Consider the following 25,881-nt stretch of genomic DNA (forward strand, 5'->3'; position numbering starts at 1 on the left):
CTCTGCGGCCGGCGGCTACGGCCGCGCCCGCCGCCGGACCGCGCGGTCTGCCCTCCGGGCATGCGCCGACCGCCCCCGGGAACTGACGTGACGCATTCCGGGGTCGACTTCGCAGCAGTGTTCCGTGCTCTGCCGGGAGCCGTGGCGGTGCTCACCCCTGACCTCGTGTACGCGGATGCGAATGAGGCGTTCCTGCACATGTCGGGTCGCACCCGTGACCAGGTGGTCGGCCGCTACCTGTTCGATGTCTTCCCCGACAACCCCAACGACCCCGCCGCGACCGGTATGCGCAACCTGGAGGTGTCCCTGCGGAGGGTGATGGCCACCGGAGAGCGCGATGCCATGGCCCTTCAGCGCTACGACGTCGAGCACCCCGACCGGCCCGGCGACTGGGAGGAACGGTACTGGAGCCCGGTCAACGCCCCGGTCTTCGGCCCGGACGGGCGCGTGGTTCTGCTGCTGCACCGGGTGGAGGAGGTCACCGAGCTGATCCGCGCGCGGGGTGGCCGGGACGGAGGGGACCAGGCCAGGGTGCTGGAGGCCGAGCTGTACACCCGCGCCCGGGAACTGCAGGAGGTCAACGAGCGACTGCGCCAGGCCTACGCCCGCGAACGGGAAGTCGCACTGACCTTGCAGGCAGCGATGCTGCCCGCCCCCAGTCCGGTCGGCCTCCGCCAGGCAGCCGTGCGCTACCGGCCCGCCGTCGGCGCCCTGAACGTGTGCGGCGACTGGTACGACCTGGCCGAACTGCCAGAAGACCGCATCGCGGTGGCCGTCGGCGACGTCGTCGGCCACGGCCTGCCCGCAGCCTGTGTCATGGGTCAGCTCCGCAGTGCACTCAGCGCCGCCGTACGGGTGGCCGACGGCCCTGCAGCGGCCCTCGACACACTCGGCCTGTACGCCCGCTCCGTCGACGGTGCCGAGTCCACCACCGCGGTACAGGTGGTCGTCGACTGCACCAACCGAACCCTCCTCTACAGCAGCGCCGGCCACCCTCCGCCCGCCCTGCTTCACACCGACGGCGCCGTCGAGTTCCTCGACCAGGCCACCGATCCCCCGCTGGGCGCCCGCCCCGAACACGCCCCCAGGCCCCAAGCCGAAACCGCTTTCGCGGACGGCGCCATCCTCGTGCTCTACACCGACGGACTCATCGAACGACGCCGCGAGGACATCGACACCGGTCTGCGTCGGCTCGCCGACTGCCTTGCCCGCCATGGGACAGCCGACGCCGACACCCTGGCCGATACCCTGCTGGCCGAGCTGATTTCCCCGGCCGGAAACACCGACGACACCGCGCTGGTCATCATCCGTCTGTGCCCAGGCACTCCGTCGTCGTAAGAGGCGCCCTGCCGGTGGGCGCGCTCTGCCACGCCACCCGCCCCGACCTGCTGCCTGCGCGGGGCGGGGCGGCGCGGGGCTGCTGATTGTGCTGGGCAACCTGCTGCCGGCGCTGGGCAATTTGCTGCCTGCACTACTCCGCCTCCCGACGAGGCCGTCATCGCGGACGCGCGCTTTGCGCTCGAACGGAGAGCCCACCCCGCCGAACGCGCGGTGCTACCTCGGTCGAGCTCGGTTCATACGCCGCCGGGCCTCCTTCATCTCGCGGTCGATGGCCCAGATGTCGGCGACCGGCCCGAGGTGGCCGAGCTTGTCGGGGTTGTTCACCCCACGGACGGTCTGAATCTGCCCGTCGAGCACATCGAGGACCAGGGTGTGCAGGATCTTGCCGTCCCGGTCGCGGAAGATGGCGCCGGGCTGGCCGTTGATCTCCTGCGGCTCGAACGTCACGCCGACCCGGATCAGCCAGGGGAAGAAGGCGCCCAGAAGTCGGGCCACGTTCTCCGCGCCCATGACGGCCTTGGCCAGCTGCGGGGCCTTGCCTCCGCCGTCCCCGACCAGCTGCACGTCGGCGGCCAGCAGATTCTGCAGCCCGCCCACATCGCCGTTCTTCAGCGCGTCGAAGAACCGCGCCGCCAGCTCCTGCCGTTCCTGACGGTCCGCTGCGAACCGCGGCCGCCCGGCCTCCATGTGCCGCCGCGCCCGCACCAGCAGCTGCCGGCATGCCGCCTCCGAACGCCCCACCGCCGCGGCGACTTCGTCGAACCCGAAGGCGAACACCTCCCGCAGCAGGAAGACCGCCCGCTCCAGCGGGCTGAGCCGCTCCAGCAGCAGCAGCGCCGCCATCGACACCGAGTCGGCCAGCTCCACCGACCGCTCCGGATCCTGATACGGATCGCTCAGCAGCGGCTCGGGAAACCACGGCCCGACATACTGCTCCCGCCGCACCCGCGCAGAACGCAGCACATCGATCGAGATCCGTGTGACCGTGGCCGACAGAAAGGCCTTGGTCGATGTGGGCCGGGTCTCCGAGCCGTCAAAGCGCAGCCACGTCTCCTGCACCGCGTCCTCGGCCTCACTCACGCTGCCCAGAATCCGGTAGGCAATCGAAAACAGCAGCGGCCGCAGCTCCTCGAAGTCCTCGACCTTGGTCACGCCCACTCCCCTCCCCCTGAGGTCGGTTCACCTGTCCGACCTCGCCGACACAGGCGGCTTGTTGTGATCAGCCGGGCGGCGTTCAGTGGAACTGCCCGGCTTCGTAGTCACCGGCCGGCTGCTGGGTGATGACATTCAACCGGTTCACCGTGTTCATGACGGAGACCAGGAGCACGAGGGCGGTGAGCTGCCTCTCGTCGTAGTGCTTGACCGCGTTCGCCCACACCTCGTCCGGGACCCCACCAGCCGCATCCGCGATCCGGGTCCCCTGTTCCGCCAGCTCCAGCGCGGCACGCTCGGCCTCGGTGAACACCGTGGCCTCCCGCCACGCCGCGACCAGGTTCAGTCGCACCGAGGTCTCGCCCGCAGCAGCGGCCTCCTTGGTGTGCATGTCGATGCAGACGGCACAGCCGTTGATCTGGCTCACGCGCAGCGACACCAGCTCCTGCGTCGCGGCCGGCAGCGGCGATTCCTTGATCACCCTGCCCACCGACATGAGGTGCTTGAAGGCCTTGCCGGCGGTCGGGTCGGTGAAGTAGTTCAGTCGCGCGTCCATGGTGTGCTCCTCCGTGGTCGTCAGTGGCTACACCCCCTGAGACGGCGTAGCCCGCCCCCCTGTGACATCGACGGATGTGACCTGCGTCTCACCGTTGGAGCGGCGGGCGCCGGGGCCGGTCCACGGCGCACAGCGCTACGTGACCCGGCGACTGGAACTCGTTCGTGGCGAGTTCGCAGTCGTCGGCTGCGACAAGGAGGCTGGCGGTACCGATTCGGCGGCCGATGAGGGCGAGTTCGTGAAACTCGAGATGAACGGGGCCGTAGTCGTGGTGCGTACCATCGGGCAGCGCTCCGAGTCTGTACCGGCTCGCCGCCTGGTGGGTGGGAGTGTGACGGCCTCGTCCAGAAGTGAGTTCAGGTCAGGAGGAAGGGGACACCGCTGGTGGCCCAAGTGTGAACGCGCCGATCGAGGTCGCTTCGTCGACGGTCGCGTATGTGTCGGGAGTGATCCGGTCCGACCACCACTGATCGTGGCGTGGTTCAAGCCGGGCCCCGGCTCCGTCGTATGCGTCCCGGAACTGCGCAATGCGCCATCCAAGGCGGCCGGCAGGTCCCTGTCGGCCGGCGAGCCGGCCGGCAGGTGAAAGCGTTTGATGTCGACCCATCGTGCGCGACTGCAGTGCCGAAGCGCACGGCAGGCGGGCGCCGGCAGCCTTGAGCGGGCCCGGAGGCGGCTATTCGCCGACGAGCTTGAGCCGGTACTTGGCGGTGAGTTCGTCGACCCACTCGTCCGAGAACTCGAGGCCGTACTGCTCGCCCAATTCGTCGCGCCGCTGGATGAACTCGGCGGGACCGGTCGCTGTCTCGGCGACCGTGCCCATCTGGTCGAAGAACTGCTCGAAGCCGGCCGGGAAAATGATTTCCAGGATCCTCGCCGGTTCCGGCCCGGCGTTCCAGAAGGTGTGCAGGATCCCTCGCGGCTTGAGGACGTACGAGCCCGGGCCTGCCGTCGCTTCCTGGTCGCCGACGCGGGCGCCGACCCGGCCCTGCAGGACGTACGAGAACTCGTCCTCGCGGCTGTGTATGTGTGGCGGTACGAGACGGCCCGGATCGATCGGGTGCTCGACGATCGAGAACTGGTTGTCGGTCTCTTCTCCCATGATCTTGAAGTCGACCCCTATGCCCCCCAGCCCGATCGACTTGCCCTCGTCTGGTTCGACTACGAAGCGGAGAGCCCCCATGACGGCCTCCCAAGCGGTGCGGTTTTCACCATTTTCTGCCACTCTATGCCCCGCATCCGGGGACGCCCAGCAGTAGGTGGCCGTTCGCAAGACCAGCGATTCCACCCGCACGGAGATCGTCCAGGAGAGACGTCATGGGTCGCCTCACACCGATGGTCGACCATCGCCTGACCTCGCCACTGCTGCGGCGACATGCGCAGGGCATGCACCGGTGGTCGACAGTGGGACGTCGCAACCAACGGTCATGACGGGAGAGATGACCTCGCCCCCGAGCACCTCGACAAGGAACTACGCCCGAGCGCTGAGCGGATGACTCATGCCGCACCGTGCATCAACAGGAGCTGCAGGCACGGCATTTCACCCTCGGCGTCGCCGGCCGACGGGAGCCCGCGACGCCCACGCGACACCGCTGTCGACCAACCCCTCACGCGGCACGGCGGGCGAGGGCCCGGGCAGCTGGAGTTCCGCGTCTCCGGGACCTCACGCGTCCGGCGCAGTCAGCCAAGCCCGGATGCCGACCATCGCGTCCGGGCCGTAGTCCGAGTCGACACCCCGGACCAGGTCGGCGATCGACACGGACCGCAACGCCGCTCGCCAAGCCGCGTCCGCCCCGGCCATCGCGCGGGCGATCGCGCAGGGCACGACGCACGACTCCGCCGGAGTGGCCAGCGGACCCCTCTGACGGATCTCCGTGCAGGTGAAGGCCTGGTCCGGGCCGTCGACCGCTTCGACCACATCGAGCACTGTGATCGAGACGGGGTCGCGGGTGAGCACGTAGCCGCCCGCCTTGCCCTGCACCGAACGCACGAGCCCGGCGCGAGAAAGTGCTTGCAGCTGCTTGGCCAGGTAGCTCGCCGAGACGTCGTGCAGCTCCGCCAGCCGGGCGGCGGGGACAGGACCATCGGCCGACGTGAGGACGACACAGCAATGCAGGGCCCATTCGACTCCGCCGGACATCTTCACTCGGTCACTCTAACCAGGCGCCCTTGACTCGGACAACGAATGTCCGCGTATAGTCTCGGACAAGAGGTGTCCGGGTTAGGCTCCGCAGCGCTCATATCTGGGACCTATGCCATATTGCGGACACATCTCCCGACGAAAGGGCATGTCATGAAGTTCGCGGTCATCGGCGGTACCGGGTTGATCGGGTCCCAGGTCGTCAAGAATCTGAACGCCGGCGGCCACGAGGCCGTACCGCACTCGCAGTCCACCGGCGTCGACGTGATCAGCGGCCAGGGACTGGACGAGGCGGTGGCGGGAGCCGATGTCATCGTCAACCTGACGAACTCCCCGACCTTCGACGAAGCCTCCCCGGCCTTCTTCCGGACCTCGATGGACAACCTTCTGGCCGCGGGCCAGAAGGGCGGCGTCCGGCACTTCGTCATCCTCTCAATCGTCGGCGTGGACCAGGTGCCGGAGCTGGACTACTACCGGGCCAAGGCGCTCCAGGAGGAGATCCTCACGGTCGGCCCGATCCCCTACTCGATCGTCCGCGCCACTCAGTTCATGGAGTTCATCGACGCGGTCCTGTCCTGGACAGCCGACGGCGACACCGTCCGGCTGCCCGCCACGCCGATCCAGCCCATGGCCGCCAAGGACGTGGCCGCCGCGGTGGCGGAGGTCGCCGGGGGTACCCCACTGATGGGCATTCGCAACATCGCCGGCCCCGAGGTCTTCTCCCTGGACGAGCTGGGCCGGCTCACCCTGGCGCACAACTCCGACGGCCGCGCGGTTGTCACCGACCCCACCGCAGGCATGTTCGCCGCCGTCAAGGGTGACGTCCTCACCGACAAGGACGCCCAGCTCGCCCCCACCCGTTACACCGACTGGCTCTCCTGAACCGCTCGCGCCCTCCCCGGTGCGCGGAACGCAACAGCCAGGACCTGGCCGCCGCGGCCTGTCGGAAGAACGCGCGGCGCCCGGCCGCCCGGCGGCCCCCACGCGCACGTCGGGGCGCCGGGCAGCCGGGCGACACACGGGAGGATGTATGACTCGGCCCAGGGCAGGCGGCTCACGTACGGTGCTCGGCCAGTTCCTTGCACTGGCGCTGACCTGGGGTACAAGCTTCCTGTTCATCACAGTCGCTTTGGAGGGACTCTCCCCCGCGCAGCTGGTCTTGGGCCGCGCATGCTGGCCGGAGCGATGGCGTTGTTGGTCGTTGTGGCGGTGACCCGGCAACGGCTGCCCCGCGATGCGGAGTATCAGACCTCTGCCGGGCAGTGCGGGCCGCGCCGCATCGCCCACAGCGTCGGACCGTTCCCCGGCAGCCGCAGCTCTTCCTGCACGGTGAAGCCGAAGTGCTCGTAGAACGGCAGATTGGACGGCTTGGAGGACTCCAGGTAGGCGGGCAGGCCCGCCGCGTCGGCCTTTGCCAGGCCGGAGCGGAGCAGAGCAGCACCCTGGCCCTGGCCCTGGCCCGCCGGGTCGGCGCCGATCAACGCCAGGTACCAGTGCGGTTCCTGGGGTGCGTGCTCGGCGGCCGTCTCGACGGCGTCCCTCAGCAACGGAGCCCGGTCGCCAAGTATGTTCTTGAGCTCCTGGATGGTCTCGGCATCGGGAACGGCCTTGGCCTGTGCCTCCGGCGGTACCCAGAAGGCGGCCGCCGCCTCGGTGCGCTCACACACGGCGTGGTGGACGTACTGCCGGGTGAAGATCGTGGAGAAGTAGCGGCCCAACCCCACCTCGCGCGAGGCGCCATCGGGGAAGAACCAGCGCATCATCGGATCGTCGTCGAAGGCGCGGGCAAGGGTGCGACTGATCAACCGGGCGTCGTCGACCATGGCTGTTTTGGGCGTGTTCGTCATCGACATAGAGGTCATTCTGTACCCCTGTGATCTTCGACGTGGCGGTGGGGTCCGATCCGCTGTTGTGCCAACTTGCCTGCATTCTCTTGCCCGTTGGGACAGCCCCCATACTCGATCGCCGTCCTCTGTTGCGATGTCCCCGGCGAACTGCCGCCATACATCTGGCCGCCGGCGGAGACTCTGCTTCACCACCTGCTCCTGGACCGGGCATGATTCCCGCCGTGCACCAGCTAGCCGTGCCACCACCGCACGCGAGCACCTGTCCCACTCTCTGACGCCCGACGGCGAGCCGTACGATCTGTTCGCCGTTGTCCTCGACGCCCTGACCGAAGGCGGGATGCGAGTCACCCTGGCGTGACCGCGGTTCTGCCCCGGCTGTCGTCGATACGGGCGGGTGCCGGCTTGCCCAGGCGCCTGATCGCCCCCTCAGAGTCCCCATGTGCCGACCTGGGACGTCGCGGTAGCGCGGAAGGATCAGCGAGCACGGGAGCGCCGACGTCACGGGTGGGCGATGCCCGCCATGGTCCATCCAATGGCGGCGAGAGCGAGTGCCGCGACGACGCCGAGCCCACCCGTGACGTAGGCCCACGCCACTGCCTTGATCACGTTCAGGTGGACGACATCGCTTGCGCCCGGCACCGCCAGAACGGCAGCCACCGGACCAGCCGCGATGGCAGCCCGATGAGGGCTCCGGCACGGGGTCCAGAGGCGGTCGCTGCGAGCGACGCAGACCGGCCCGCTCAGGGCATGGCCGACAGAACGGCCTCGAAGGTTTGGTACGCCGGCTCGTCGAAGAGTACGAAGCGGACCTCGACGACCGGATCGGCGGCTGTCTCGCGGACCGTGCGGATCGCGATGCGGGCGCCGTCGTCGATGGGCCAGCCGTAGATGCCGGTCGAGATCGCAGGAAACGCCACGGTGCGCGCCCCCAACCCGGCGGCCACGCGCAACGACTCCCGGTAGCAGGAGGCGAGCAGCTCCGAGCGATCCTCCGATGTGGAGTGCACCGGGCCGACGGTGTGAATGACGTGGGCGGCGTCCAGGCGGCCGGCCGTCGTGGCGACGGCCTGCCCGGTGGCCAGGCCCTTCCCGTATCGGGAGGCGCGCAGCGCCCGGCACTCGGCGAGGATTTCGGGTCCACCCTTGCGGTGGATGGCGCCGTCGACGCCCCCGCCACCCAGTAGCGAGGAGTTGGCCGCGTTGACGATCGCGTCGACGCGCTGCTCGGTGATGTCGCCGCGGACGAGGATGATGGCCGGTGCCGCATTCGTCATGGGCCCATCATCCCTCGACGCGCCTGCCTTCACGTTCGGCGCGCGAGGCAGGCGGGTCGGCCGGCACCGGACGTCATCAGCAGGCCTCTGCAGGTGGCAGGCCCAGCGCGCGCACCCGTCCGCACCCCGGCCGACAGGTGAGAACCACCAGCTCTTGACCAGCCGGCGACATCGGTAGGAGCGGCCCTCTGCCGCTGGAGACGGTCCCTTCGCGCGACCGCAGCTCAGCGTGCCCTTCCCCGCGGCTTGAGCCCCACCGGCGGCAGTTCCGGAGCCGGCAGGCGGCCGCCGTCATAGCCCTTCACCTCGCCGAAGCGGGAGCTCTCCATCCACGCCGTGCGCGCCGCCTCGATCTCCTCGTGCGAACGGCCGATGAAGTTCCACCACATCACGATCTCCTCCTCGAACGGCTCGCCGCCGAGCAGCATCAGTCCGGCGTCGGACTCGGCGCGCAGAGGCAGCTCGGAGCGGCCGCAGCCGAGGTAGAGCATCGAGCCGGGGAGGACGGGGACGCCGTCGACGTGGGCCTCGCCCGACATGGAGAGCACCGCGTACTCGAAGTCCGGGTCGAGGGGCAGCATCGCTTCCGTGCCGTCGGCGAGGGCGAGGTCCGCGCCCACGAGCGGGGTGTACGTCGAGCCGGGCGAGGCCGCGCCGTCGAGGGTGCCGAGGACGACCGTGGCGGTCAGGCCGGGGGCGGTGACGGTCGGGAGGTCGGTGTGGTGCTGGAAGTGGGGGTCGATGTCGCGATGGGTACCGGGCAGTGCAACCCACAGCTGGGCGCCGTGCAGGAAACGGGCGTGCGGCCGGGGGCTCTCCTCGGAGTGGCTGATCGCACGGCCCGAGGTCATCAGGCCCAGTTCACGGGGGCGGATGGTCGCCAGTGAACCGGTGCTGTCGCGGTGCAGGACCTCGCCTTCGTGCAGCCAACTGACGGTCTGCAGACCCATGTGCGGGTGCGGCGGCACCTGCATGCCGGGCTCGTCGGCGATGTCGTCGGGACCGTAGTGGTCGACGAAGGCCCAGGCCCCCACCATGCGCCGGCCGAGGTTGGGCAGCAGCCGGCGGACCTCGGTGGACCCGCCGAGCCGGACCCGACGGGGGCTGAGAAGCTCACGGACGGGCTCGGCGACGACAAAACCCCGACCACCGCACACGGACGGGATGGCCTGACGATCGAGATTGCTCATGCGCACAACCTAGTTCCTGCGCGTCGCCGGCGGGCGGGCCGGGCAGGGCTTCCCGCTGCGGAATGCCCGGCACCGCTGCCGCGTTCACACCGTCGACAGGCACAGGACGGGGATGGGACCGGGAACGGACCGGGAAGGAGTACAGGTGAACGGGAGCTACTACGAGTTCGGCACCCCCGCCGAGCGCTGGAACCGGGCGCAGATGTTCTTCGACGCCAAGGAGTACGTCACGGCGGCCCGCATCCTGGACGGTCTGGTCGCCGAAGCCCCCGGGACGGTGGGTCCGCGGCTTCTGCTGGCCCGCGCGTACTACCACTCCGCGCAGCTCCGCAAGGCGGAAAAAGAGCTTGTGGCCGTGCTGGAGCACGATCCGGTGGAGCACTACGCACGCCTGATGCTGGGCCGCACGCTCGAGCGGCAGGGTCGGCCGGACGAAGCGGCACCGCATCTGCGGATGGCCGCGGCGATGGCGGGCGAGCAGGTGACGGCAGGCGGGCAACCGGCGTGACCCTCGGGCGGCGGGCGGTCACGACAGCAACCATGTGATCAGGGACAGGGGCCCCATGGACAGCAGGGTGGACAGCAGCACGGTGTCCCTGGCGAGGGTGGTGTCGAGCCGGTACTGGGAAGCGAAGACGAACGCGTTCTGGGCCGTCGGCAGGCCTGCGCACAGCACGACCGCGAGCAGGTTGTGGCCCTCGATCCCGAAGAGCAAGCGGGCCAGGGCGTAGGCGACCAGCGGTTGCAGGACCGTTTTGAGGGTGACCAGGACCCGCCGTTCCACGCGCCCGCGGGAAAGCTCCCCGGCAGCCCCGCGGGGAAGGCCCGCCGGGGTCAGTTCCCCGCCAGCGTCTCCTGCAGCCAGTCGAAGACGACCTCGCAGTGCAGCTGCGGGGCCATCGGGGAGCAGTGCAGCTGGGCCCCCTCCGCCGCGGTGAGTTTGACGTAGTCCTTGGGCGAGGTCAGCTTGTCGAACATCTGGCGTGCCTGGCCGGGGTAGAACTGCTCGAACTCGTAGTCCAGGACCAGTGTCGGCATGGTGATGCGGCCGACGACGTTCGTGATGTCGAGCGCCTGGATGCGCTTCGCGGGAGTGTAGAAGTCGGTGAACGTCTTTCCTTCGCGGGCGTCGAGCATCGCCGGGACGGAGAAGGGCTCCATGCGCTTCCTCAGCGTCGCGGCATCGGCCGGAGGCAGCTCCGGAACGACCTCCTTGTTCCAGATGTTGTTTGTCTCCGCCTTGCTCGGAGTGAGGATCTGCCGGACCTCCGGCGGAAAACCGAGCCACGGGACCAGGCAACCCGGCATTGCCACCAGCGCGGCGATGCGCTTCTCGAAGGCCGCGGCCCGAGGCGCCAGGTCTCCGGCCATGCTCAGCCCGGTCAGGGCGATCGTGTCGGGGTCGACGTCCGGGCGGGCGACCAGCCAGTCGACGAGGGGGGTGACGACCTGCTCCCAGCGAGGGGAGAAGATCACCTGGTCGACGAAGAGCAATTGGCCCTGGCCGGGCCCGTCGTACACCAGGGCGTTCCAGCCGCGCGCGAGGGCGGCCTGGACACCGTAGGTCCACATGTCGACGTTCTGACCGTCGCTGCCGTTCGTGAGGATCACGGTCGGGCGTCTCCCGCCGGGACCCTCCGGGCGGAAGAACCAGACCGGCATGGGGGTGTTGCCGTACCGGACGTTCGCCGTCACCGGCGCCGGGTCGGTCAGCTTGCAGAACCTGTCCCAGGCGCCGCGCCCGGCCTGGTACAGCTGCTTCTCGTTGCCCGGGTTGTCGGAACCGAGCACGAAGAACAGCGCCTGGGCGTAGTACTGCGCCGCCCGCAGAGCGCGGAAGCGCTCCGTCTCCCGGTCCGGCTTGCTGCCCTCGGGAGCGTCCATGAGCCGGTCGCCGAGCTTCTTGAAGGTCTCGACGTAACTCTGCGCGGAGAGACCGGCCTTGTTGATGCCGTTGACGGCGGTGAGTACCTCGCCCACCTCGCCGGCGCCGGCGCCGGAACCCCCCAGCGTCCACAGCCCGTTGAAGTTGAACTCCGGGTTCTTGAAGAGCGCCATGACGCCCGGCGCGGGTCCTTGCGACCGGGCACCCGACGCCGTGGGGCTGGGGGTGGGCGCCTGCGCGGACGAGGCGTTCTGGGCGCTGCAACCGGTGGTCATCACGGCGCCCACGCCGCCGACGAGCCCGGCGAGCGCGGTGCGGCGGGTGTGGCCGGAGGCGCCGGCATCCGATGAGTGCGTCATGCCAGCAGAACGTACGAGCCTTGCCTGCCGCCGCCGCACACGACACCCGCAGTACCTCGAACGGCCCGCGCCCAATCCCCGCCTCGGCCCAACGCCCGGCACGCCGTCCCCCCTTGGACGTGGCCTCGAGTGACGGGCCCGGCGGTCCTCCGCGCCGGGCTCAGAGGCCCTGCCCGGCGGCTTTCCGTGCCGGGCTCAGAGGGCCGTGCCCAACCTCCGCCTCGGGCCGGGCGCGGCGGGCTGCTCCTGCTTCTCCCGAGCGCCCTCGGCCCACAGCGAGCGCACATGCCCGAGGTGGCGGGCCATGCACTTCTCTGCGCCCTTGGCGTCACGCGCCACCATCAGGTCGAGCAGCTCGATGTGCTCCTCCGCGGACGGGATGAGCTGGTCGCGCTCGTCGAGGGCGGTCAGGCCGTACAGCCGTGAGCGCTTGCGCAGATCGCCGACGGTCTCGACGAGCCGGTCGTTGCCGGCGAGCGCGAGCAGGGAGAGGTGGAACTGCCGGTCGGCTTCGAGATAGCCGATGAGGTCGTGCTCGCGCGCGGCGCGCACGATCTCCTCGGCGACCGGCCGCAGCGCCTCCAGGTCCTCGCGGGAGGCGCTGCGGGTGATCCGGCGGACCATGGGCACCTCGATCAGAATGCGGATCTCCGTGTACTGGTCGAGATCGCGTTCGTTGACCTCGGTGACGCGGAAGCCCTTGTTGCGGACCGGCTCGACGAGACCCTCCCGGGCCAGGTCGAGCATCGCCTCGCGCACCGGTGTCGCGGAGATCCCGAAGTCCTCGGCGAGGCCGGGGGCCGAGTAGATCTCACCCGGGCGCAGTTCGCCGGAGATGAGCGCGGCGCGCAGGGCGTGGGCAACCTGGTCACGCAGTCGCTCCCTGGCGGTGACGAGATTGCGCTGTGTCAGGTGGCCCATGGTGGTGGTGTTCCCTTCGCCCTGTGCCCTCGTGGCCGAGAGGATCACCAGCGTACAATGTCACGTTGTTTTCGCAGGTCCCTCGGACGGGCCACCCGTGGCAGGGGCCGGGTGCGCGGGTCCCGCCGAATGCGCAGAACGCGCCCGACGCTGCTCCCGCGGCCCGTGGCCGGATGCTTCCGTTCTGCCCCAGGGGAGTTGGAGGAGTCGCTCGGCGGGCAGGCACGCGTCCTGTTCGATTCGCGCACACCTCTTGTCAGTACAATTTCACATTACTATGTTACGGGTCACACCCCAGCCGCCCCTGGCTGTCCGACCGTTCACGGAGTGACCACTGATGGACAAGCGCACGTGCACCGTCCTCGCCGCCGCGCTGGTGGCGACCCTGGCCCTCGGCACGGCCGGCTGCTCCGGCGGCTCGCGCTCCGACGACAACAGGGGTCGGGGCACGAACCCCGCTCTCGCCAACCAGGGCGCCGTCATCGGCGGCACCCCCACGAAGGGCGGCACCCTCACCGTCCTGTCCAACCAGGACTTCACCCACCTCGACCCCGCCCGCAACTGGGTCATGGGCGACATGGACTTCGGCACCCGGCTGCTCTACCGCACCCTCGTCACCTACCGGGCCGCGCCCGCCGCCGCCGGCGGGGAGCTGACCCCCGACCTCGCCGAGGACCTCGGCACGTCCTCCAACGGGGCCCGCACATGGACATTCAGGCTCAAGAAGGGACTGAAGTACGAGGACGGGTCGCCGATCACCGCCCACGACATCAAGTACAACGTGGAACGGTCCTTCTCGCCCGACCTCCCCGGCGGCCCCGACTACGCGGCCCGCTACCTCGCCGGCGCGGAAGGCTACCGGGGACCGGCCAAGGGCAAGCGCCTCGACTCCGTGAAGGTACCCGACGACCACACGATCGTCTTCGAACTCCGCAAGCCCTTCGCCGAGTTCTCGTACGCCACCGTGCTGCCGACGTTCGCCCCGGTCCCGAAATCGAGGGACACGGGCCCCCGTTACGACAATCGCCCCTTCTCCTCGGGCCCGTACCGGATCGAGACGTACGCCCGGGACAAGCAACTGGTGCTGGTCCGCAACCCCTACTGGGACCCGGAGTCCGACACCGTGCGCAAGGCGTATCCGGACAGGATCGTCGTGACGATGGGCCTGAAGGGCAACCAGATCGACGACCGACTCATCGCCTCCTCCGGCGCCGACGCCTCTGCCGTTCCCTGGGGCAAGCTGCGTCCCGAGAGCACCCCGAAGGTGATCACGAAGGCCGACGCCAGGGCACGGCTGCTCGCCGAGTCCACCAACTGCACCGAGATGCTCCAGATGCACACGGGCCGTGCGCCGTTCGACGATGTGAAGGTCCGTCAGGCCGTGCAGTACGCCCTCGACCGCGAAGCCGTCCTCACCGCGTCCGGCGGTCCGGCGCTGGGTGAGCCGGCCACGGCCCTGATGCCGGGCTCCCTCTTCGGCGGCAAGCAGTCGGACACCCTGAGGATCCCCCTCACCGGCGACGTGGCCGAGGCCGAGCGGCTCCTCGAGGAGGCCGGCCGTCCGGACGGCTTCGCCACCGACCTCACCGTGTCGAACGGGGACAAGGGCGTGGGCGAGGCGATCCAGCAGTCGCTGGGCCGGGCCGGGATCAAGGTCACCATCGAAACCGTCGACCCGTCCGCCTTCTACGACACCATCGGCGACACCCGGAACCGCACCGACCTCGTCTACACCGGCTGGTGCCCGGACTACCCTTCCGGCTCCACCTTCCTGCCCTTCGTCTTCGACGGCCGCTACATCAAGGAGAAGGGCAACTCCGGCAACCACTCGCTCTTCCGCGACCGGGAGACCATGCGCCGGATGGACGAGATCGCCGCCATGACCGACGTCCGGCAGGCCGCCAAGGCCTGGCAGGACCTGGACGGGCGGATCCTCGCCAAGGCGCCGACCGCGCCCGCCGTCATCGAGCGCATGCCGCTGCTGCTCGGCACCAACATCGCCGGAGCCTTCGGCCACACCTCCTTCGGCGGCCAGATCGACTACGCCACGGTCGGCCTCAAGGACCCCTCCCAGAGCGGCCGCTGAGGAGCCGGCCGATCATGGCACTCACCGAACCCCTGACCGTTCCCCCGGGCAGCGGCCCCTGGCAGCTGGCCCGCGCGGAACTGCGCCGCCGGACCTCCGTGAAACTCTCTCTCGCCGTCGTGGCCCTCTTCGTGTTCATGGCGGCGGCCGCGCCGCTGCTCACCTCGTTGAGCGGCTGGGGACCCGAGGAGTTCGACAAGGGCGCCGTCGACCCCTATCTCGGCGGGCAGCCCATCGGGCCGCTCGGCGGTGTCTCCGCCGAGCACTGGCTCGGCGTCGAACCAGTCACCGGCCGCGACCTGTTCGCACGCGTCGTGCACGGCGCGCAGGTCTCGCTGCTCATCGCCTTCGCCGCCACGGCCATCGTGGTGATCGCGGGGGTCGCGGCGGGGACCGCGGCCGGTTACTTCGGCGGCGGCACCGACACCGTGCTCTCCCGGCTGATGGACCTGACCATGTCCTTCCCGTCCCTGATTTTCATGATCGCGATGATGTCCGTGGCCCGCGACGTCAACCGGATCGTGCTGATGACCGCGGTCATCGGCCTGTTCGGCTGGCCGGGCATCGCCCGTGTCGTGCGTGGACAGGCGCTCTCGCTCAAGCACCGGGACCACGTCGACGCCGCCCGCGTCGGCGGCGCCGGTCCCTGGCGCATCCTCACCCGCGACATCCTGCCCGGCCTGGCCGGGCCCGTCATCGCGTACACCACCCTGATCGTCCCCGGGATGATCGCCACCGAGGCCGCCCTGAGCTATCTGGGCGTCGGCATCCGCCCGCCCACGCCTTCCTGGGGTCAGATGATCGCCGAGAGTGTCGCCTTCTACGACACGGACCCCATGTACTTCATCGTTCCGAGCACCTGCCTGTTCCTGACCGTGCTCGCGTTCACCCTGCTCGGCGACGCCCTGCGGGACGTCCTGGATCCGAGGAGCGGCCGCGCGTGATCCTGTACACGCTGCGGCGGCTGGCCGCCGTGACAGGCGTGCTGACCGCCGTCGCCGCCGTCACCTTCACCATTTTCCACGTCCTTCCCTCCGACCCCGCTGCGGCAGCCTGCGGAAAAGCGTGCAGCGCCGAGCGGCTGGCCGCCATCCGCACCCACATGGGGCTCGACCAGCCGCTGTGGCAGCAGTTCTGGGACTTCGTCAGCGGCATCTTCACCGGCCGCACGACGGGCAGCGGCCCCTACGCCCTGCAGTGCCACTTCCCGTGCCTGGGCTATTCGTACGAGAACAGCGAGGCTGTGTGGGACCTGCTGATGGACCGCCTCCCGGTCTCCGCCTCGCTCGCGTTCGGCGCAGCGGTGCTGTGGCTGGCGCTCGGCCTGAGCGCCGGCACGGTCGCGGCCCTGCGGAAGGGCACCCTCACCGACCGGGTCCTGATGGTCGGGGCGGTCGGCGCTGCCTCGCTGCCGGTCTACTTCACCGCGATGATGCTGATCTACGGCGTCATCCAGGTGGCGGGCCTGCTCCCGTATCCCCAGTACGTGCCCTTCGCCGACGCCCCCGGGCGATGGGCGTCGAACCTGCTGCTGCCGTGGCTGGCTCTCGCTCTGCTCTACGCGGCCATGTACGCGCGCCAGAGCCGTAGTTCGATGATCGAGACGATGGCGGAGCCGTACATCCGCACCGCCCGCGCCAAGGGCCTGCCGCGCCGCACCGTCGTCGTCAAGCACGGCCTGCGTGCCGGCATGACACCCGTCCTCACCCTCTTCGGCATGGACCTCGGCGGCCTGCTCGCCGGCGCGGTGATCACCGAGTCCATCTTCGGACTCCCAGGCGTCGGGCGGCTGTTCTACGGGGCCCTGTCCACCGGCGACCAGCCGGTGATCCTGGGCGTGACGCTGCTCGCGGCCGCCTTCATCGTCGTCGCCAATCTGGCCGTCGACCTGCTCTACGCCGTCGTCGATCCACGAGTGAGGCTGTGATGGTCGCCGAATCCCTGCTGTCCGTACGCGACCTGACCGTCACCTTCCCCACCGACGGCGGGCCCGTGCGGGCGGTCGACTCGCTCTCGTTCGACGTCGGACGCGGCAGGACCCTCGGCATCGTCGGTGAGTCCGGCTCCGGCAAGTCCGTCACCTCGATGGCGGTGATGGGCCTGCACACGAGCGCGGAGGTCACCGGTTCCATCACCCTGGACCGCCGTGAGCTGGTCGGGCTCCCCGAGCGTGAGCTGAACCGGCTGCGCGGCCGGCAGATGGCGATGATCTTCCAGGACCCGCTCTCCAGTCTGCACCCCTACTACACGGTGGGCGAGCAGGTGGCCGAGCACCACCGGGTCCACTTCGGGTCCCGTCGCGCCGCATCCCGGCGGCGCGCCGTCGAGTTGCTCGCCGAGGTCGGGATTCCGGAGCCGCGGCGACGGGCCGGGGAGTACCCGCACCAGTTCTCCGGGGGGATGCGCCAGCGGGTGATGATCGCCATGGCGCTGGCCTGCGAGCCGGCCCTGCTGATCGCGGACGAGCCCACCACCGCTCTGGACGTCACCGTGCAGGCCCAGATCCTGGAACTGATCATCCGGATCCAGGAGGAGCGCGACCTCGCCGTCGTCATGATCACGCATGACCTCGGTGTCGTGGCTCGCGTGGCCCACGAGGTGTTGGTCATGTACGGCGGAAGGGCGGCCGAACGGGCGCCGGTGGAGGCCGTGTTCGCCGCACCCGCCCACCCCTACACGCGGGGTCTGCTCGAGTCCCTGCCCCGGCTCGACGACGCCGACGACGGCCCGCTCCGCGCGATCCCCGGCAGCCCGCCGTCCCTCCTCGCACCGACGCCCGGTTGCGCGTTCGCTCCCCGGTGCCCGCGGGCCGCCTCGGCCGGCGCCGAGGCGCGGGAGCGGTGCGAGCGGGTCAGGCCCGGACCGGTGAGCGTCGCGGGGCACACCGTCGCCTGCCATCTTCCTCTGGGCTCGGACACGGCCCCCTACGCCCCGGCCGGAGAGGTCACGCCATGACGAACGACGACACGGCACCTCCCGGCCCCGCACGGCCCGGTGACGGCCCTCTGCTGTCCGTACGGGGTCTGACCATGACGTTCCCCGGCGGGCGACGCCGCTCGGCCAGTCCCGTACGGGCCGTCGACGGAGTCGGATTCGACGTCGCGAGGGGCGAGACCCTCGGCCTGGTGGGGGAGTCCGGCTGCGGCAAGACGACCACGGGGCGGATGATCGTGCGGCTTCTGGAGCCGACGGGCGGCTCGGTCGTGTACGACGGCCGCGACATCACCCGCCTCTCCCAGCGCCGACTGAGGCCGCTGCGACGGGAGATCCAGATGGTGTTCCAGGATCCGTACTCCTCCCTCAATCCGCGTCAGACCCTGGCCCGGATCATCTCCGATCCCCTTCTGATCCAGGGCACCGGGGCTGCCGACGCACGCCGCAGGGCCGCCGAACTGATGGAACTCGTCGGGCTCGTCCCGGAGCACATCGACCGCTATCCGCACGAGTTCTCCGGCGGCCAGGCCCAGCGCATCGGCATCGCCCGCGCCCTGGCCACGAGTCCGCGCCTGATCGTCGCGGACGAACCCGTTTCGGCGCTCGACGTCTCGGTACAGGCGCAGATCCTCAACCTGATGGGCCGTCTGCAGCGGGAGCTCTCCCTCGCCTACCTCTTCATCGCCCACGACCTGTCGGTGGTCAGGCGGGTGTGCAATCGGGTCGCCGTGATGTACCTGGGCCGCATCGTCGAGACCGGCCCAAAAGAGCAGGTGTACGCCGCTCCCGCCCATCCCTATACGCGGTCCCTGCTGTCCGCCGTACCGCTGCCGGACCCGGCCGGAGAGCGGCTGCGTGAACGCATCGCGCTGCTCGGCGATCCGCCGAGCCCGGCCTCCCCACCGCCCGGCTGCTCCTTCAACCCCCGTTGCCGGAAGGCGCAGCTGATCTGCCGGACCGAGACGCCGGTGCTCGGCCCACCGGCACCCGGCGCGGTCCGTCAGGTGGCCTGCCACTTCCCCGAGGCTCCCTGACCGGCCCGTCCACGATCCGCGGTGCACGGGTCTTTACAGTGCCATTTCACATTACTACGTTACGCATCACATGACGCCCTGGCGTTCAACTGCTATGCAAAGCAAGGGAGTTGAACCGCGCAAGGCACCTCAGCCGCACCACCGCTTGTTCTGCCACCTCCCACACACAGGAGCCGATGTGTTCCAGCCCAGAAACCCGCGCCCACCTCTGCGCCTCCACGCGCGCAGGTCCCTGAGCGCCGCCCTGCTCACCGCCACCACCGCCTTCACGCTCTGCCTGACCACCGCCCAGCCCGCCCCCGCGGCCGCGCCCACCGCTCCCCCGACCCCCGCGGCGATACGGCCCGCCGCCCCGCCTGACTCCGCGGACCGGGTGGAGCGCCTGGCGAACACCCCGGAACGCGCTGCTCACGGCACGGCCCCTGACGGCCTCACCGGCGGCAGCGTCCCCGGGCCCCGTACGCCCGAACCGCAGGGCAGGGCCGAGGTTGGCGCGACGGGCGCCACCCTCGGCGCCACGCGCGTGCCCTGCACGCTCGACGGCGTGACCGGCCTTTCCCCGGCGCGGTTCGCGGACTTCCTCGCCGATCCGGGCATCACCGCCGACGACTGCCTGCGGTCCATCCTGTGGACCTGGGACCGGCGTCTCACCCCGGTCATGTCGGACGCGCACGTCCAGGCCGTCTCCCGCCGCATCACCGGCCTCGCAGACTCCCACGACGGCCGGAACGGCAGCCACATCCTGGAGATGTTCACGTATCTCCACGCCGTCGCCTACCACGACTTCTCGCGCGACGAGATCGACGTCACCGACACGCCGACCCTGACCACCATGCGGCGCGCCGTGGCCCGCTTCGGCTCGGCGGCCCGCACCTTCGACACCACCCGCACCAACGCGGAGAGCTTGCGCGAAGCGCTTTACGCGGCTTCGGCACCGGGCCTGCGCCAGTACCAGCTCACCCTCGTCCGCCATGTGCTGGCCACGATGGACGCCCGGCACCCCGACACCGCCCAGGACACCTCATGGGCCGGCGCCGCCCTCGCCGCGCTCAGCCTGAACTACCTCGGCGTCTACCCCGGCAACCAGGACGCCGCCTTCCACGCCGCGGTGAAGGCCGCCCCGTCCTACCGTGCCGCCTTCCGGGCCTTCGCCCGCCACACCCACCTCAAGGACCGGCCCAACGCCTGGGTCGTGCGTGACGCGCTGAACGAGTACGGCCGCTTCGGCCAGGTCGACGGACTGCGCGGTCAGATCGTCCCGGACCTCGGCGCGCTCCTGAACGTCACAGCACGCACCTTCGGTGACAGCAGTGCCCCTTGGGCGAAGGTCGCCGCCTGGCTGGGGGTGTACGAGGCCTGTGCCCAGTACCACGTGTGCGCGGCCGACATCGAGAAGCGTCTGTTCCCCCACACGTCCGTCTACGGTGTCGACGGCACGGACCGCATCAGGGTCCGCTCCGGGCTCGACCGGGCCACGATCGACCAGTTGTACTACGCGAGCAAGCAGGTCAAGGCGCAGTTCCACCGTGTGGTCGGCAGTGTGGAGCCCCTCGCGGGCGACCCCAACGCCACCCTGAGCATCGTCCTGTACTCCTCGCGCGGGGAGTACGAGGTCTTCCACCCGCTCCTGACCGGGATGGGAACCGACAACGGCGGCATCTACATCGAGAAGGGCGCGACCTTCTACACGTACCAGCGACGCGTGCCGCAGGACTCCTCACTGACCCTGGAGGAGCTGTTCCGCCACGAGTACGGGCACTACCTCAACGGCCGCTGGGCGGTGCCCGGCTTCTTCGGCGAGGGCCCCTGGTACGAGGGCGACCGGACCACGGCGATGGACGAGGGCACCGCGGAGTTCTTCGCCGGGGCCAGCCGCAGTGACGGCGTCAAGGTCCGCAAGTCGCTCGTTCAGGGCGTCATCGACGACACGGCGAGCGACGGACCACGCATGACGGTGGACCAGCTGTTGCACGCCACGTACGACGGCGAAGGCTTCCGCTTCTACGACTACGCCGGCACCTTCTTCGAGTTCCTGTGGACCGAGCGTCCCTCACTGCTGCAGGAGATGTACCGCAACCTGCGCGCCGACGACCCGGCCGCGTTCGACGCCTGGCGCGACCGCCTCGGCAAGGACGCCGGGCTGCAGAACGCATACGACGCGTTCCTCGACGCGCAGATCGCCCACGTCGACGAACTGTTCGTGCCGGACACGGCCTACGTCCCCCTCGACCAACTGCGCGACGGCTCGGCCGACCAGGTCCGCGCCTCCTTCGCCGCGACGACCGGCAGCACCCCCGCATGCCACGACAGCGGCACCGCCGAGCGTCCCCGGTTCGTCTGCACCGGCCGCATCACCGCCAACCTGGCTGACGCCGGTGACGCCGGCCGCGTCTTCAAGGACATGTCGGAGACGGTCGATCACTTCCTCCTCGACCGTGCCGCGGGCGGTGACAACAACCTGACCGACATGAACTGCTTCTTCGCCGCCGTGGACATCTGGCCCGGCGGACGCGCGGGCACGTCGCACTACACCTGCGAGGGCCCCCTCCGCGCCTGACGGACCGAACAGGACCGCAAGGCCCCCGCGCACGCCACCGCCCCACACCGTGGCGCGCGCGGGCTCTTCATTCCAAGTCGAGGGCGTCGAAGGCGTCGAACCACGCTGTGCCGTCCACGCTCTCGTCGGGTCGCGGCAGCGCCAGTTCCGCCCAGATGACCTTCCCCTGGGGGGTGTAGCGCGTTCCCCAGCGTTCGGCCATTTGCGCGATGAGGAACAGGCCGCGGCCTCCTTCGTCCATTGTGGCCGCGTACCGCAGATGGGGCGCAGTGCTGCTTCCGTCGGTCACCTCGCAGGTCAGGGTGCGGTCGCGCAGCAGTCGCATGGTGACCGGCGCGGAGCCGTGGCGGATGGCGTTGGTGAGCAGCTCGCTGATCACCAACTCCATGGCGAACGCGAGCTCGGACAGACCCCAGTCGTCCAGCTTCTCGGCAACGGCGGCGCGCATCCCTGCCACGGCGGCGGGATCGAACGGCATGTCCCAACCGGCGACCTGGTCGGCAGGGACCGCCCGTGTGCGGGCGATGAGGAGCGCCACGTCGTCCTTCGGCCGGTCGGGCAGGAGCGCGTCGAGCACCGCCTGGCAACTCGTGTCCGGCGGCCTGTCGGGATGGGACGCCAGGGCCTGACGCAGCATCTCGAGCCCGACGTCGATGTCCCGGCTGCGGTCCTCGATGAGCCCGTCGGTGTAAAGCACGAGTTGCGTTCCCTCTGCCAGTTCCAGTTCGGCGGTCTCGAAGGGCATACCGCCCAGGCCGAGGGGCGGCCCGGCCGGCAGATCGGGGAACGTCACGCTTCCGTCGAGGTGGACCAGTGCGGGCAAGGGGTGTCCGGCCCGCGCCATGGCGCACTGGCGGGAGACGGGATCGTAGATCGCGTACAGGCAGGTGGCACCCATGACCCCCGCACCGGCGGCCTCCTCCGCCTCCTCATGGTCGATGCGCCCCACCAGGTCGTCGAGGTGGCTGAGGATCTCGTCGGGCGGCAGGTCGAGTGTGGAGAAGTTCTGTACTGCCGTGCGCAGACGTCCCATCGTGGCCGCTGCGTGCAGGCCGTGGCCGACAACGTCCCCGACGACCAGTGCCACGCGACTGCCCGGCAGCGGAATCACATCGAACCAGTCACCGCTCACACCGGAGAGCGCGGGCTCGTAGCGGTGGGCAACGTCCAGGGCACCCTGCTTGGGCAGGGCACGCGGCAGCAGGCTGCGCTGCAGAGTCACGGCCAGGGTGTGCTCACGGGTGTAGCGGCGGGCGTTGTCAATACTGACCGCCGCCCGCGCGACCAGCTCTTCCGCCAGGGACAGGTCGTCCTCCTCGAACGGCTGAGGCTCCTCGGAGCGCCAGAAGTTGGCCATGCCCAGGACGACGCCCCGCGCCTGGAGGGGCACCGTGATCAGCGAATGGATGCCGTACTCGATGATCAGCCGTGTCCGCTCCGGGTCCTGGGCATGCCAGCCGGTCGCGGCCGCCAGGTCGGGCACCAGTTCCGACCTGCCACTGCCGAAAACTCGCGCCTGTGGTGTGGAGGGGAGGAAGTCGATCAGGCGGTCGAGTTCATAGAGGGGATGGTCGTCCCGGATGCCGTGGACGGCGGTGCGGCGCATGTCCGTCCCCGTACCGGACGGCTCCTCCCCCCGCAGGACCGGGTCGGCCAGATCGACGGTGACGAAGTCGGCGAACCGGGGGACCGCGACCTTCGCCAGTTCCTCGGTGGTGCGCACCACATCGAGAGTGGTACCGACGCCGAGCCCGGCGTCGTAGAGCAGTTTCAGCCGCTCGCGGGCAGTCTCCGCCCTGCCGGACAGCGCCCGCAGCTCCGTGGAATCACGCAGGGTCGCGACCGTCCCTTTGGGGCCACCGTGGCGGTCCGTGGGCCGTTGGTTCACGGCAAGCAGCCGCTCCCCCGCCGGATGCACCTCGTCCACCGCCACGCGGCCCGAGGCCAGCAGCTCCACCGTTCCGGGATCAAGGTTGTGCAGTTCCGAGACGGGCCGGCCCTCGGCATCGGGGGGCAGGTCCAGCAGCCGTCTGGCCTCGTCGTTCGCCAGCAGAAGCTGACCGTTGGTGTCCACGATGAGCACACCTTCGCGGACGGCGTGCAGCACTGCGTCGTGATGCTCGTACATGCGGGTCATCTCGGCCGGGCCCAGGCGGTGGGTCTGCCGCCGCAGTCGCCTGGCCACCAGCGCCGTCCCGACCGTGGCCATGACGAGAGCGGCGGCTCCGGCGCCGAAGATGATCGGCAGCTGTCGCTCCACCACGTCGGTCACGTTCTTGACCGTCAAGCCGGCGGACACCAGGGCCACGACCTTGCCCTGGTCGTCGCGGACGGGAACGACTGCCTGTACCTCCTGGCCGAGCGGGCCGTCGACGCTTTCCGTGAACACGCGGCCGGCCACCGAGGGCGCGATGGTACCGACGAACCTCTTCCCGATCCGGTCCGGCTGGGGATGCGTGTAGCGGATCCCCTTCGTGTCCATCACCACGATGAAGTCGACGCCGGCCGCCTTCCGCGCCGCCTCGGCGAGAGGCTGGAGATCTTTGGAGGGGTCGGGGGCGTCCAGCGCGGCCAGAAGGCCCGGCGAGTTGGCAAACGTCTCTGCGACGGCGATGGAACGGCGCTTCGCCTCCATGTGGCTGTCGTGTCGTGACTGAAGCACGAGGGCCAGCACCGCGGTCGCCACGAGCAGCACCGCCACAACCACCTGCAGGGCGAAGACCTGTCCGGCGAGGCTGCGGGGCTGCCTGTCGGTCCGTGACCGAACCGGTGCACTCCGGATTCGGCCGAAACGTGTGACCACATCGACCTTTCTAACACTTCGGGATGCTCTGCGGGCAAACCGACCACAGCGTTGCGTTCTTCGAGGTGGCGTACGGGTTCTGCCTGTTCCGGGAGTTTGTCGGGCTGACACAGCGGCCCAGGCCGGGTGCCGCCCGCGGGACCTTCGGCGACACCTTGCATGATCCCGTCCTGGTCCACTCGCTCAGCCATGAGCCGCATCCGGCCGCGCCCTCACGGAGGAGTTGTGCATTGCTGTCGACGGCCCGCACAACCCACCAGCAGCAAACGCCTGCGGGGCGGCAGCGCTGCTCCCGCCCCCGCAGGCCGCGGCCCCGGATCATCCCTCGCGGTAGGTCTCCAGCAGTCGCAGCCAGATCTCACTGATCGTCGGATACGAGGGAACCGCGTGCCACAGCCGGTCGATCGGCACCTCACCGGCGACCGCGATCGTGGCGGAGTGCAGCAGTTCGCCGACGCCGGCGCCGACGAAGGTGACGCCGAGCACGATCTCCCGGTCCAGGTCGACGACCATACGCGCGTGACCGCGGTAGTTCTCCGCGTACAGTCCGGCGCCTGCGACCGACGCCAGGTCGTAGTCGACGGCGCGCACCCGGTGCCCGGCCTGTTCCGCCTCGGCGAGCGACAGCCCCACGGCCGCGGCCTCCGGGTCGCTGAACACGACCTGCGGCACGGCGTCGTGGTCGGCCGTCGCACTGTGGGCGCCCCAGCGGTCGGTCTCCAGCAGCGGTACGTGCTGTGCCCTCGCCGCGATGGCGGCGCCCGCAATACGCGCCTGGTACTTGCCCTGATGTGTCAGCAGCGCGCGATGGTTGACGTCGCCGACGGCGTAGAGCCAGTCGATGCCTTTCACACGGCAGCTGTCGTCGACCGTCAGCCATGAGCCCGGCTCCAGTCCCACGGTTTCCAGTCCGATGGTGTCGGTGCGCGGTGCGCGTCCCGTGGCGATGAGCACCTCGTCGACCTCGATGCGTTCGCCGTTGCCGAGCACGAGCGTGACGGGTCCGGAGCCGGCGCCGCCCCGGCGTTCGACGGCGGTCACCTCGGTGTCGGCCCGGATCGTGGCGCCGGCTTCCGTGAGGGCTTCGGCGACGTGTTCACCGACGAACGGTTCCATCCTGGGCAGCAGCCCCGGCCCGCGTACGAGCATGGTCACTTGCGAGCCCAACGCCTGCCAGGCGGTGGCCATCTCGACGCCGACCACTCCCCCGCCGACGACCGCCAGCCGCCCGGGCGCCTCACGGGCGCTGGTGGCCTCGCGGCTCGTCCACGCACCTGCGCCGGCGAGCCCGGGGATGTCGGGCAGGACAGCGCGGCTGCCGGTGCTCACCACGACGGCATGCCGTGCGGTGAGCGTGTGGTGCTCGCCCTCCGGGCCGTGCACCGTCACCTTCCTGGCGCCGTCCAGAACCCCGCTGCCGCGGTAGACACGCGCGCCGATGGAGTCCAGCCAGCCAACTTGGCCATCGTCCTTCCAGTGCGAGGTCTGCTCGTCGCGCCGGGCCAGTACGGCCTGGGTGTCGAGGGGCCCCTGCACCGCGCCGCTCAGACCGGGCAGCCTGCGCGCGTCGGCTTGCGCGATCACCGGGCGCAGCAGCGCTTTGCTGGGCATGCAGGCCCAGTAGGAGCACTCACCGCCGATGAGTTCGCTCTCCACCACCGCGGTGCTCAGACCCGCCGCTCTGGTCCGGTCCGCCACGTTCTCCCCGGCGGGGCCCGCCCCCAGCACCACGACGTCGTACTCCACAGCTTGAGTCATGGAGTCAGTCTGATGCGGGGTGTGCGTCCTGGCCACATGGGCAG

22 protein-coding genes are annotated in these 25,881 nt (G+C 70.1%); 9 read left to right on the forward strand and 13 right to left on the reverse strand.

Going from position 1 to position 25,881, the window contains the following annotated elements; genetic code table 11:
- Positions 1 to 60 precede the first annotated feature (60 nt).
- A complete protein-coding gene (locus ACIQ7Q_RS21740) occupies positions 61 to 1,338 on the forward strand; it encodes a PP2C family protein-serine/threonine phosphatase (RefSeq protein ID WP_403864403.1) in 1,278 nt (425 codons plus the stop codon).
- Between the two features lie 216 nt (positions 1,339 to 1,554).
- Here the strand turns inward: ACIQ7Q_RS21740 and ACIQ7Q_RS21745 are convergent, their stop codons facing one another.
- From ACIQ7Q_RS21745 to ACIQ7Q_RS21760, 4 genes are all read right to left on the reverse strand, one after another.
- Entirely contained in the window at positions 1,555 to 2,493 is a 939-nt protein-coding gene (locus tag ACIQ7Q_RS21745; RefSeq protein ID WP_403864406.1) for an RNA polymerase sigma-70 factor, read from the reverse strand.
- 82 nt (positions 2,494 to 2,575) lie between these two features.
- Positions 2,576 to 3,049, reverse strand: a complete 474-nt coding sequence (locus tag ACIQ7Q_RS21750) for a carboxymuconolactone decarboxylase family protein (protein WP_403864409.1) — start codon at positions 3,047 to 3,049, stop codon at positions 2,576 to 2,578.
- A 676-nt stretch (positions 3,050 to 3,725) separates the two neighbouring features.
- Positions 3,726 to 4,232: a cupin domain-containing protein gene (locus ACIQ7Q_RS21755; RefSeq protein WP_403864412.1), complete on the reverse strand. Its 507-nt coding sequence runs from the start codon at positions 4,230 to 4,232 to the stop codon at positions 3,726 to 3,728.
- A 480-nt stretch (positions 4,233 to 4,712) separates the two neighbouring features.
- Positions 4,713 to 5,189, reverse strand: a complete 477-nt coding sequence (locus ACIQ7Q_RS21760; protein WP_403864813.1) for an RrF2 family transcriptional regulator — start codon at positions 5,187 to 5,189, stop codon at positions 4,713 to 4,715.
- A gap of 153 nt (positions 5,190 to 5,342) precedes the next feature.
- Between ACIQ7Q_RS21760 and ACIQ7Q_RS21765 the strand changes: the two genes are divergently transcribed.
- Positions 5,343 to 6,071 carry an SDR family oxidoreductase gene (locus tag ACIQ7Q_RS21765; RefSeq protein ID WP_403864415.1) on the forward strand — a complete coding sequence of 243 codons (729 nt, stop codon included), beginning with the start codon at positions 5,343 to 5,345 and terminating at the stop codon, positions 6,069 to 6,071.
- 362 nt (positions 6,072 to 6,433) lie between these two features.
- Here the strand turns inward: ACIQ7Q_RS21765 and ACIQ7Q_RS21770 are convergent, their stop codons facing one another.
- The 4 genes from ACIQ7Q_RS21770 to ACIQ7Q_RS21785 form a co-directional block, all read right to left on the reverse strand.
- Positions 6,434 to 7,051 carry a GNAT family N-acetyltransferase gene (locus ACIQ7Q_RS21770; protein WP_403864418.1) on the reverse strand — a complete coding sequence of 206 codons (618 nt, stop codon included), beginning with the start codon at positions 7,049 to 7,051 and terminating at the stop codon, positions 6,434 to 6,436.
- A gap of 483 nt (positions 7,052 to 7,534) precedes the next feature.
- A complete protein-coding gene (locus ACIQ7Q_RS21775) occupies positions 7,535 to 7,693 on the reverse strand; it encodes a hypothetical protein (RefSeq protein ID WP_403864421.1) in 159 nt (52 codons plus the stop codon).
- A gap of 83 nt (positions 7,694 to 7,776) precedes the next feature.
- Positions 7,777 to 8,310: an O-acetyl-ADP-ribose deacetylase gene (locus tag ACIQ7Q_RS21780; protein ID WP_403864424.1), complete on the reverse strand. Its 534-nt coding sequence runs from the start codon at positions 8,308 to 8,310 to the stop codon at positions 7,777 to 7,779.
- A 224-nt stretch (positions 8,311 to 8,534) separates the two neighbouring features.
- Entirely contained in the window at positions 8,535 to 9,500 is a 966-nt protein-coding gene (locus ACIQ7Q_RS21785; RefSeq protein WP_403864427.1) for a pirin family protein, read from the reverse strand.
- A 145-nt stretch (positions 9,501 to 9,645) separates the two neighbouring features.
- Here ACIQ7Q_RS21785 and ACIQ7Q_RS21790 point away from each other — a divergent pair, with 145 nt between their 5' ends.
- Positions 9,646 to 10,008 (forward strand): tetratricopeptide repeat protein, encoded by a 363-nt coding sequence (locus ACIQ7Q_RS21790; protein ID WP_403864430.1) that lies wholly within the window; start codon positions 9,646 to 9,648, stop codon positions 10,006 to 10,008.
- 18 nt (positions 10,009 to 10,026) lie between these two features.
- Here the strand turns inward: ACIQ7Q_RS21790 and ACIQ7Q_RS21795 are convergent, their stop codons facing one another.
- The 3 genes from ACIQ7Q_RS21795 to ACIQ7Q_RS21805 all read right to left on the reverse strand — a co-directional run bounded on the left by ACIQ7Q_RS21795 (position 10,027) and on the right by ACIQ7Q_RS21805 (position 12,665).
- Entirely contained in the window at positions 10,027 to 10,284 is a 258-nt protein-coding gene (locus tag ACIQ7Q_RS21795; protein WP_403864433.1) for an AEC family transporter, read from the reverse strand.
- A 50-nt stretch (positions 10,285 to 10,334) separates the two neighbouring features.
- Positions 10,335 to 11,744, reverse strand: a complete 1,410-nt coding sequence (locus tag ACIQ7Q_RS21800; protein WP_403864436.1) for an alpha/beta hydrolase — start codon at positions 11,742 to 11,744, stop codon at positions 10,335 to 10,337.
- A gap of 195 nt (positions 11,745 to 11,939) precedes the next feature.
- On the reverse strand, positions 11,940 to 12,665 hold the full coding sequence (locus ACIQ7Q_RS21805; protein ID WP_403864816.1) for a GntR family transcriptional regulator: 726 nt from the start codon (positions 12,663 to 12,665) through the stop codon (positions 11,940 to 11,942).
- 337 nt (positions 12,666 to 13,002) lie between these two features.
- Here ACIQ7Q_RS21805 and ACIQ7Q_RS21810 point away from each other — a divergent pair, with 337 nt between their 5' ends.
- From ACIQ7Q_RS21810 to ACIQ7Q_RS21835, 6 genes are all read left to right on the forward strand, one after another.
- A complete protein-coding gene (locus tag ACIQ7Q_RS21810) occupies positions 13,003 to 14,751 on the forward strand; it encodes an ABC transporter substrate-binding protein (RefSeq protein WP_403864439.1) in 1,749 nt (582 codons plus the stop codon).
- A 14-nt stretch (positions 14,752 to 14,765) separates the two neighbouring features.
- A complete protein-coding gene (locus ACIQ7Q_RS21815) occupies positions 14,766 to 15,695 on the forward strand; it encodes an ABC transporter permease (protein WP_403864442.1) in 930 nt (309 codons plus the stop codon).
- A complete protein-coding gene (locus ACIQ7Q_RS21820) occupies positions 15,692 to 16,678 on the forward strand; it encodes an ABC transporter permease (RefSeq protein WP_403864444.1) in 987 nt (328 codons plus the stop codon). Before ACIQ7Q_RS21815 ends, ACIQ7Q_RS21820 begins: the two co-directional genes overlap by 4 nt.
- Positions 16,678 to 17,706 (forward strand): ABC transporter ATP-binding protein, encoded by a 1,029-nt coding sequence (locus ACIQ7Q_RS21825; protein ID WP_403864447.1) that lies wholly within the window; start codon positions 16,678 to 16,680, stop codon positions 17,704 to 17,706. The genes ACIQ7Q_RS21820 and ACIQ7Q_RS21825 overlap by 1 nt, the downstream gene beginning before the upstream one ends.
- Complete coding sequence (locus tag ACIQ7Q_RS21830) at positions 17,703 to 18,719, forward strand: ABC transporter ATP-binding protein (RefSeq protein WP_403864450.1); 1,017 nt, start codon at positions 17,703 to 17,705, stop codon at positions 18,717 to 18,719. Before ACIQ7Q_RS21825 ends, ACIQ7Q_RS21830 begins: the two co-directional genes overlap by 4 nt.
- 178 nt (positions 18,720 to 18,897) lie before the next feature.
- On the forward strand, positions 18,898 to 21,276 hold the full coding sequence (locus ACIQ7Q_RS21835; protein WP_403864453.1) for a collagenase: 2,379 nt from the start codon (positions 18,898 to 18,900) through the stop codon (positions 21,274 to 21,276).
- 67 nt (positions 21,277 to 21,343) lie between these two features.
- On the opposite strand, the gene ACIQ7Q_RS21840 is transcribed toward ACIQ7Q_RS21835, so the two are convergent.
- Positions 21,344 to 23,983 carry a SpoIIE family protein phosphatase gene (locus ACIQ7Q_RS21840; protein ID WP_403864455.1) on the reverse strand — a complete coding sequence of 880 codons (2,640 nt, stop codon included), beginning with the start codon at positions 23,981 to 23,983 and terminating at the stop codon, positions 21,344 to 21,346.
- Between the two features lie 414 nt (positions 23,984 to 24,397).
- Positions 24,398 to 25,837 carry a dihydrolipoyl dehydrogenase family protein gene (locus ACIQ7Q_RS21845; RefSeq protein WP_403864458.1) on the reverse strand — a complete coding sequence of 480 codons (1,440 nt, stop codon included), beginning with the start codon at positions 25,835 to 25,837 and terminating at the stop codon, positions 24,398 to 24,400.
- Positions 25,838 to 25,881 lie beyond the last annotated feature (44 nt).

This window comes from Streptomyces sp. NPDC096176 (assembly GCF_044763255.1).
GTDB lineage: Bacteria > Actinomycetota > Actinomycetes > Streptomycetales > Streptomycetaceae > Streptomyces.

Coding starts and splice junctions, on each gene's coding strand:
- ACIQ7Q_RS21740 (WP_403864403.1), top strand. CDS start 61: ATGCGCCGACCGCCCCCGGGAACTGACGTGACGCATTCCGGGGTCGAC.
- ACIQ7Q_RS21750 (WP_403864409.1), bottom strand. CDS start 3,049: ATGGACGCGCGACTGAACTACTTCACCGACCCGACCGCCGGCAAGGCC.
- ACIQ7Q_RS21755 (WP_403864412.1), bottom strand. CDS start 4,232: ATGGGGGCTCTCCGCTTCGTAGTCGAACCAGACGAGGGCAAGTCGATC.
- ACIQ7Q_RS21760 (WP_403864813.1), bottom strand. CDS start 5,189: ATGTCCGGCGGAGTCGAATGGGCCCTGCATTGCTGTGTCGTCCTCACG.
- ACIQ7Q_RS21765 (WP_403864415.1), top strand. CDS start 5,343: ATGAAGTTCGCGGTCATCGGCGGTACCGGGTTGATCGGGTCCCAGGTC.
- ACIQ7Q_RS21770 (WP_403864418.1), bottom strand. CDS start 7,051: ATGACCTCTATGTCGATGACGAACACGCCCAAAACAGCCATGGTCGAC.
- ACIQ7Q_RS21780 (WP_403864424.1), bottom strand. CDS start 8,310: ATGACGAATGCGGCACCGGCCATCATCCTCGTCCGCGGCGACATCACC.
- ACIQ7Q_RS21785 (WP_403864427.1), bottom strand. CDS start 9,500: ATGAGCAATCTCGATCGTCAGGCCATCCCGTCCGTGTGCGGTGGTCGG.
- ACIQ7Q_RS21800 (WP_403864436.1), bottom strand. CDS start 11,744: ATGACGCACTCATCGGATGCCGGCGCCTCCGGCCACACCCGCCGCACC.
- ACIQ7Q_RS21805 (WP_403864816.1), bottom strand. CDS start 12,665: ATGGGCCACCTGACACAGCGCAATCTCGTCACCGCCAGGGAGCGACTG.
- ACIQ7Q_RS21810 (WP_403864439.1), top strand. CDS start 13,003: ATGGACAAGCGCACGTGCACCGTCCTCGCCGCCGCGCTGGTGGCGACC.
- ACIQ7Q_RS21815 (WP_403864442.1), top strand. CDS start 14,766: ATGGCACTCACCGAACCCCTGACCGTTCCCCCGGGCAGCGGCCCCTGG.
- ACIQ7Q_RS21825 (WP_403864447.1), top strand. CDS start 16,678: ATGGTCGCCGAATCCCTGCTGTCCGTACGCGACCTGACCGTCACCTTC.
- ACIQ7Q_RS21830 (WP_403864450.1), top strand. CDS start 17,703: ATGACGAACGACGACACGGCACCTCCCGGCCCCGCACGGCCCGGTGAC.
- ACIQ7Q_RS21845 (WP_403864458.1), bottom strand. CDS start 25,837: ATGACTCAAGCTGTGGAGTACGACGTCGTGGTGCTGGGGGCGGGCCCC.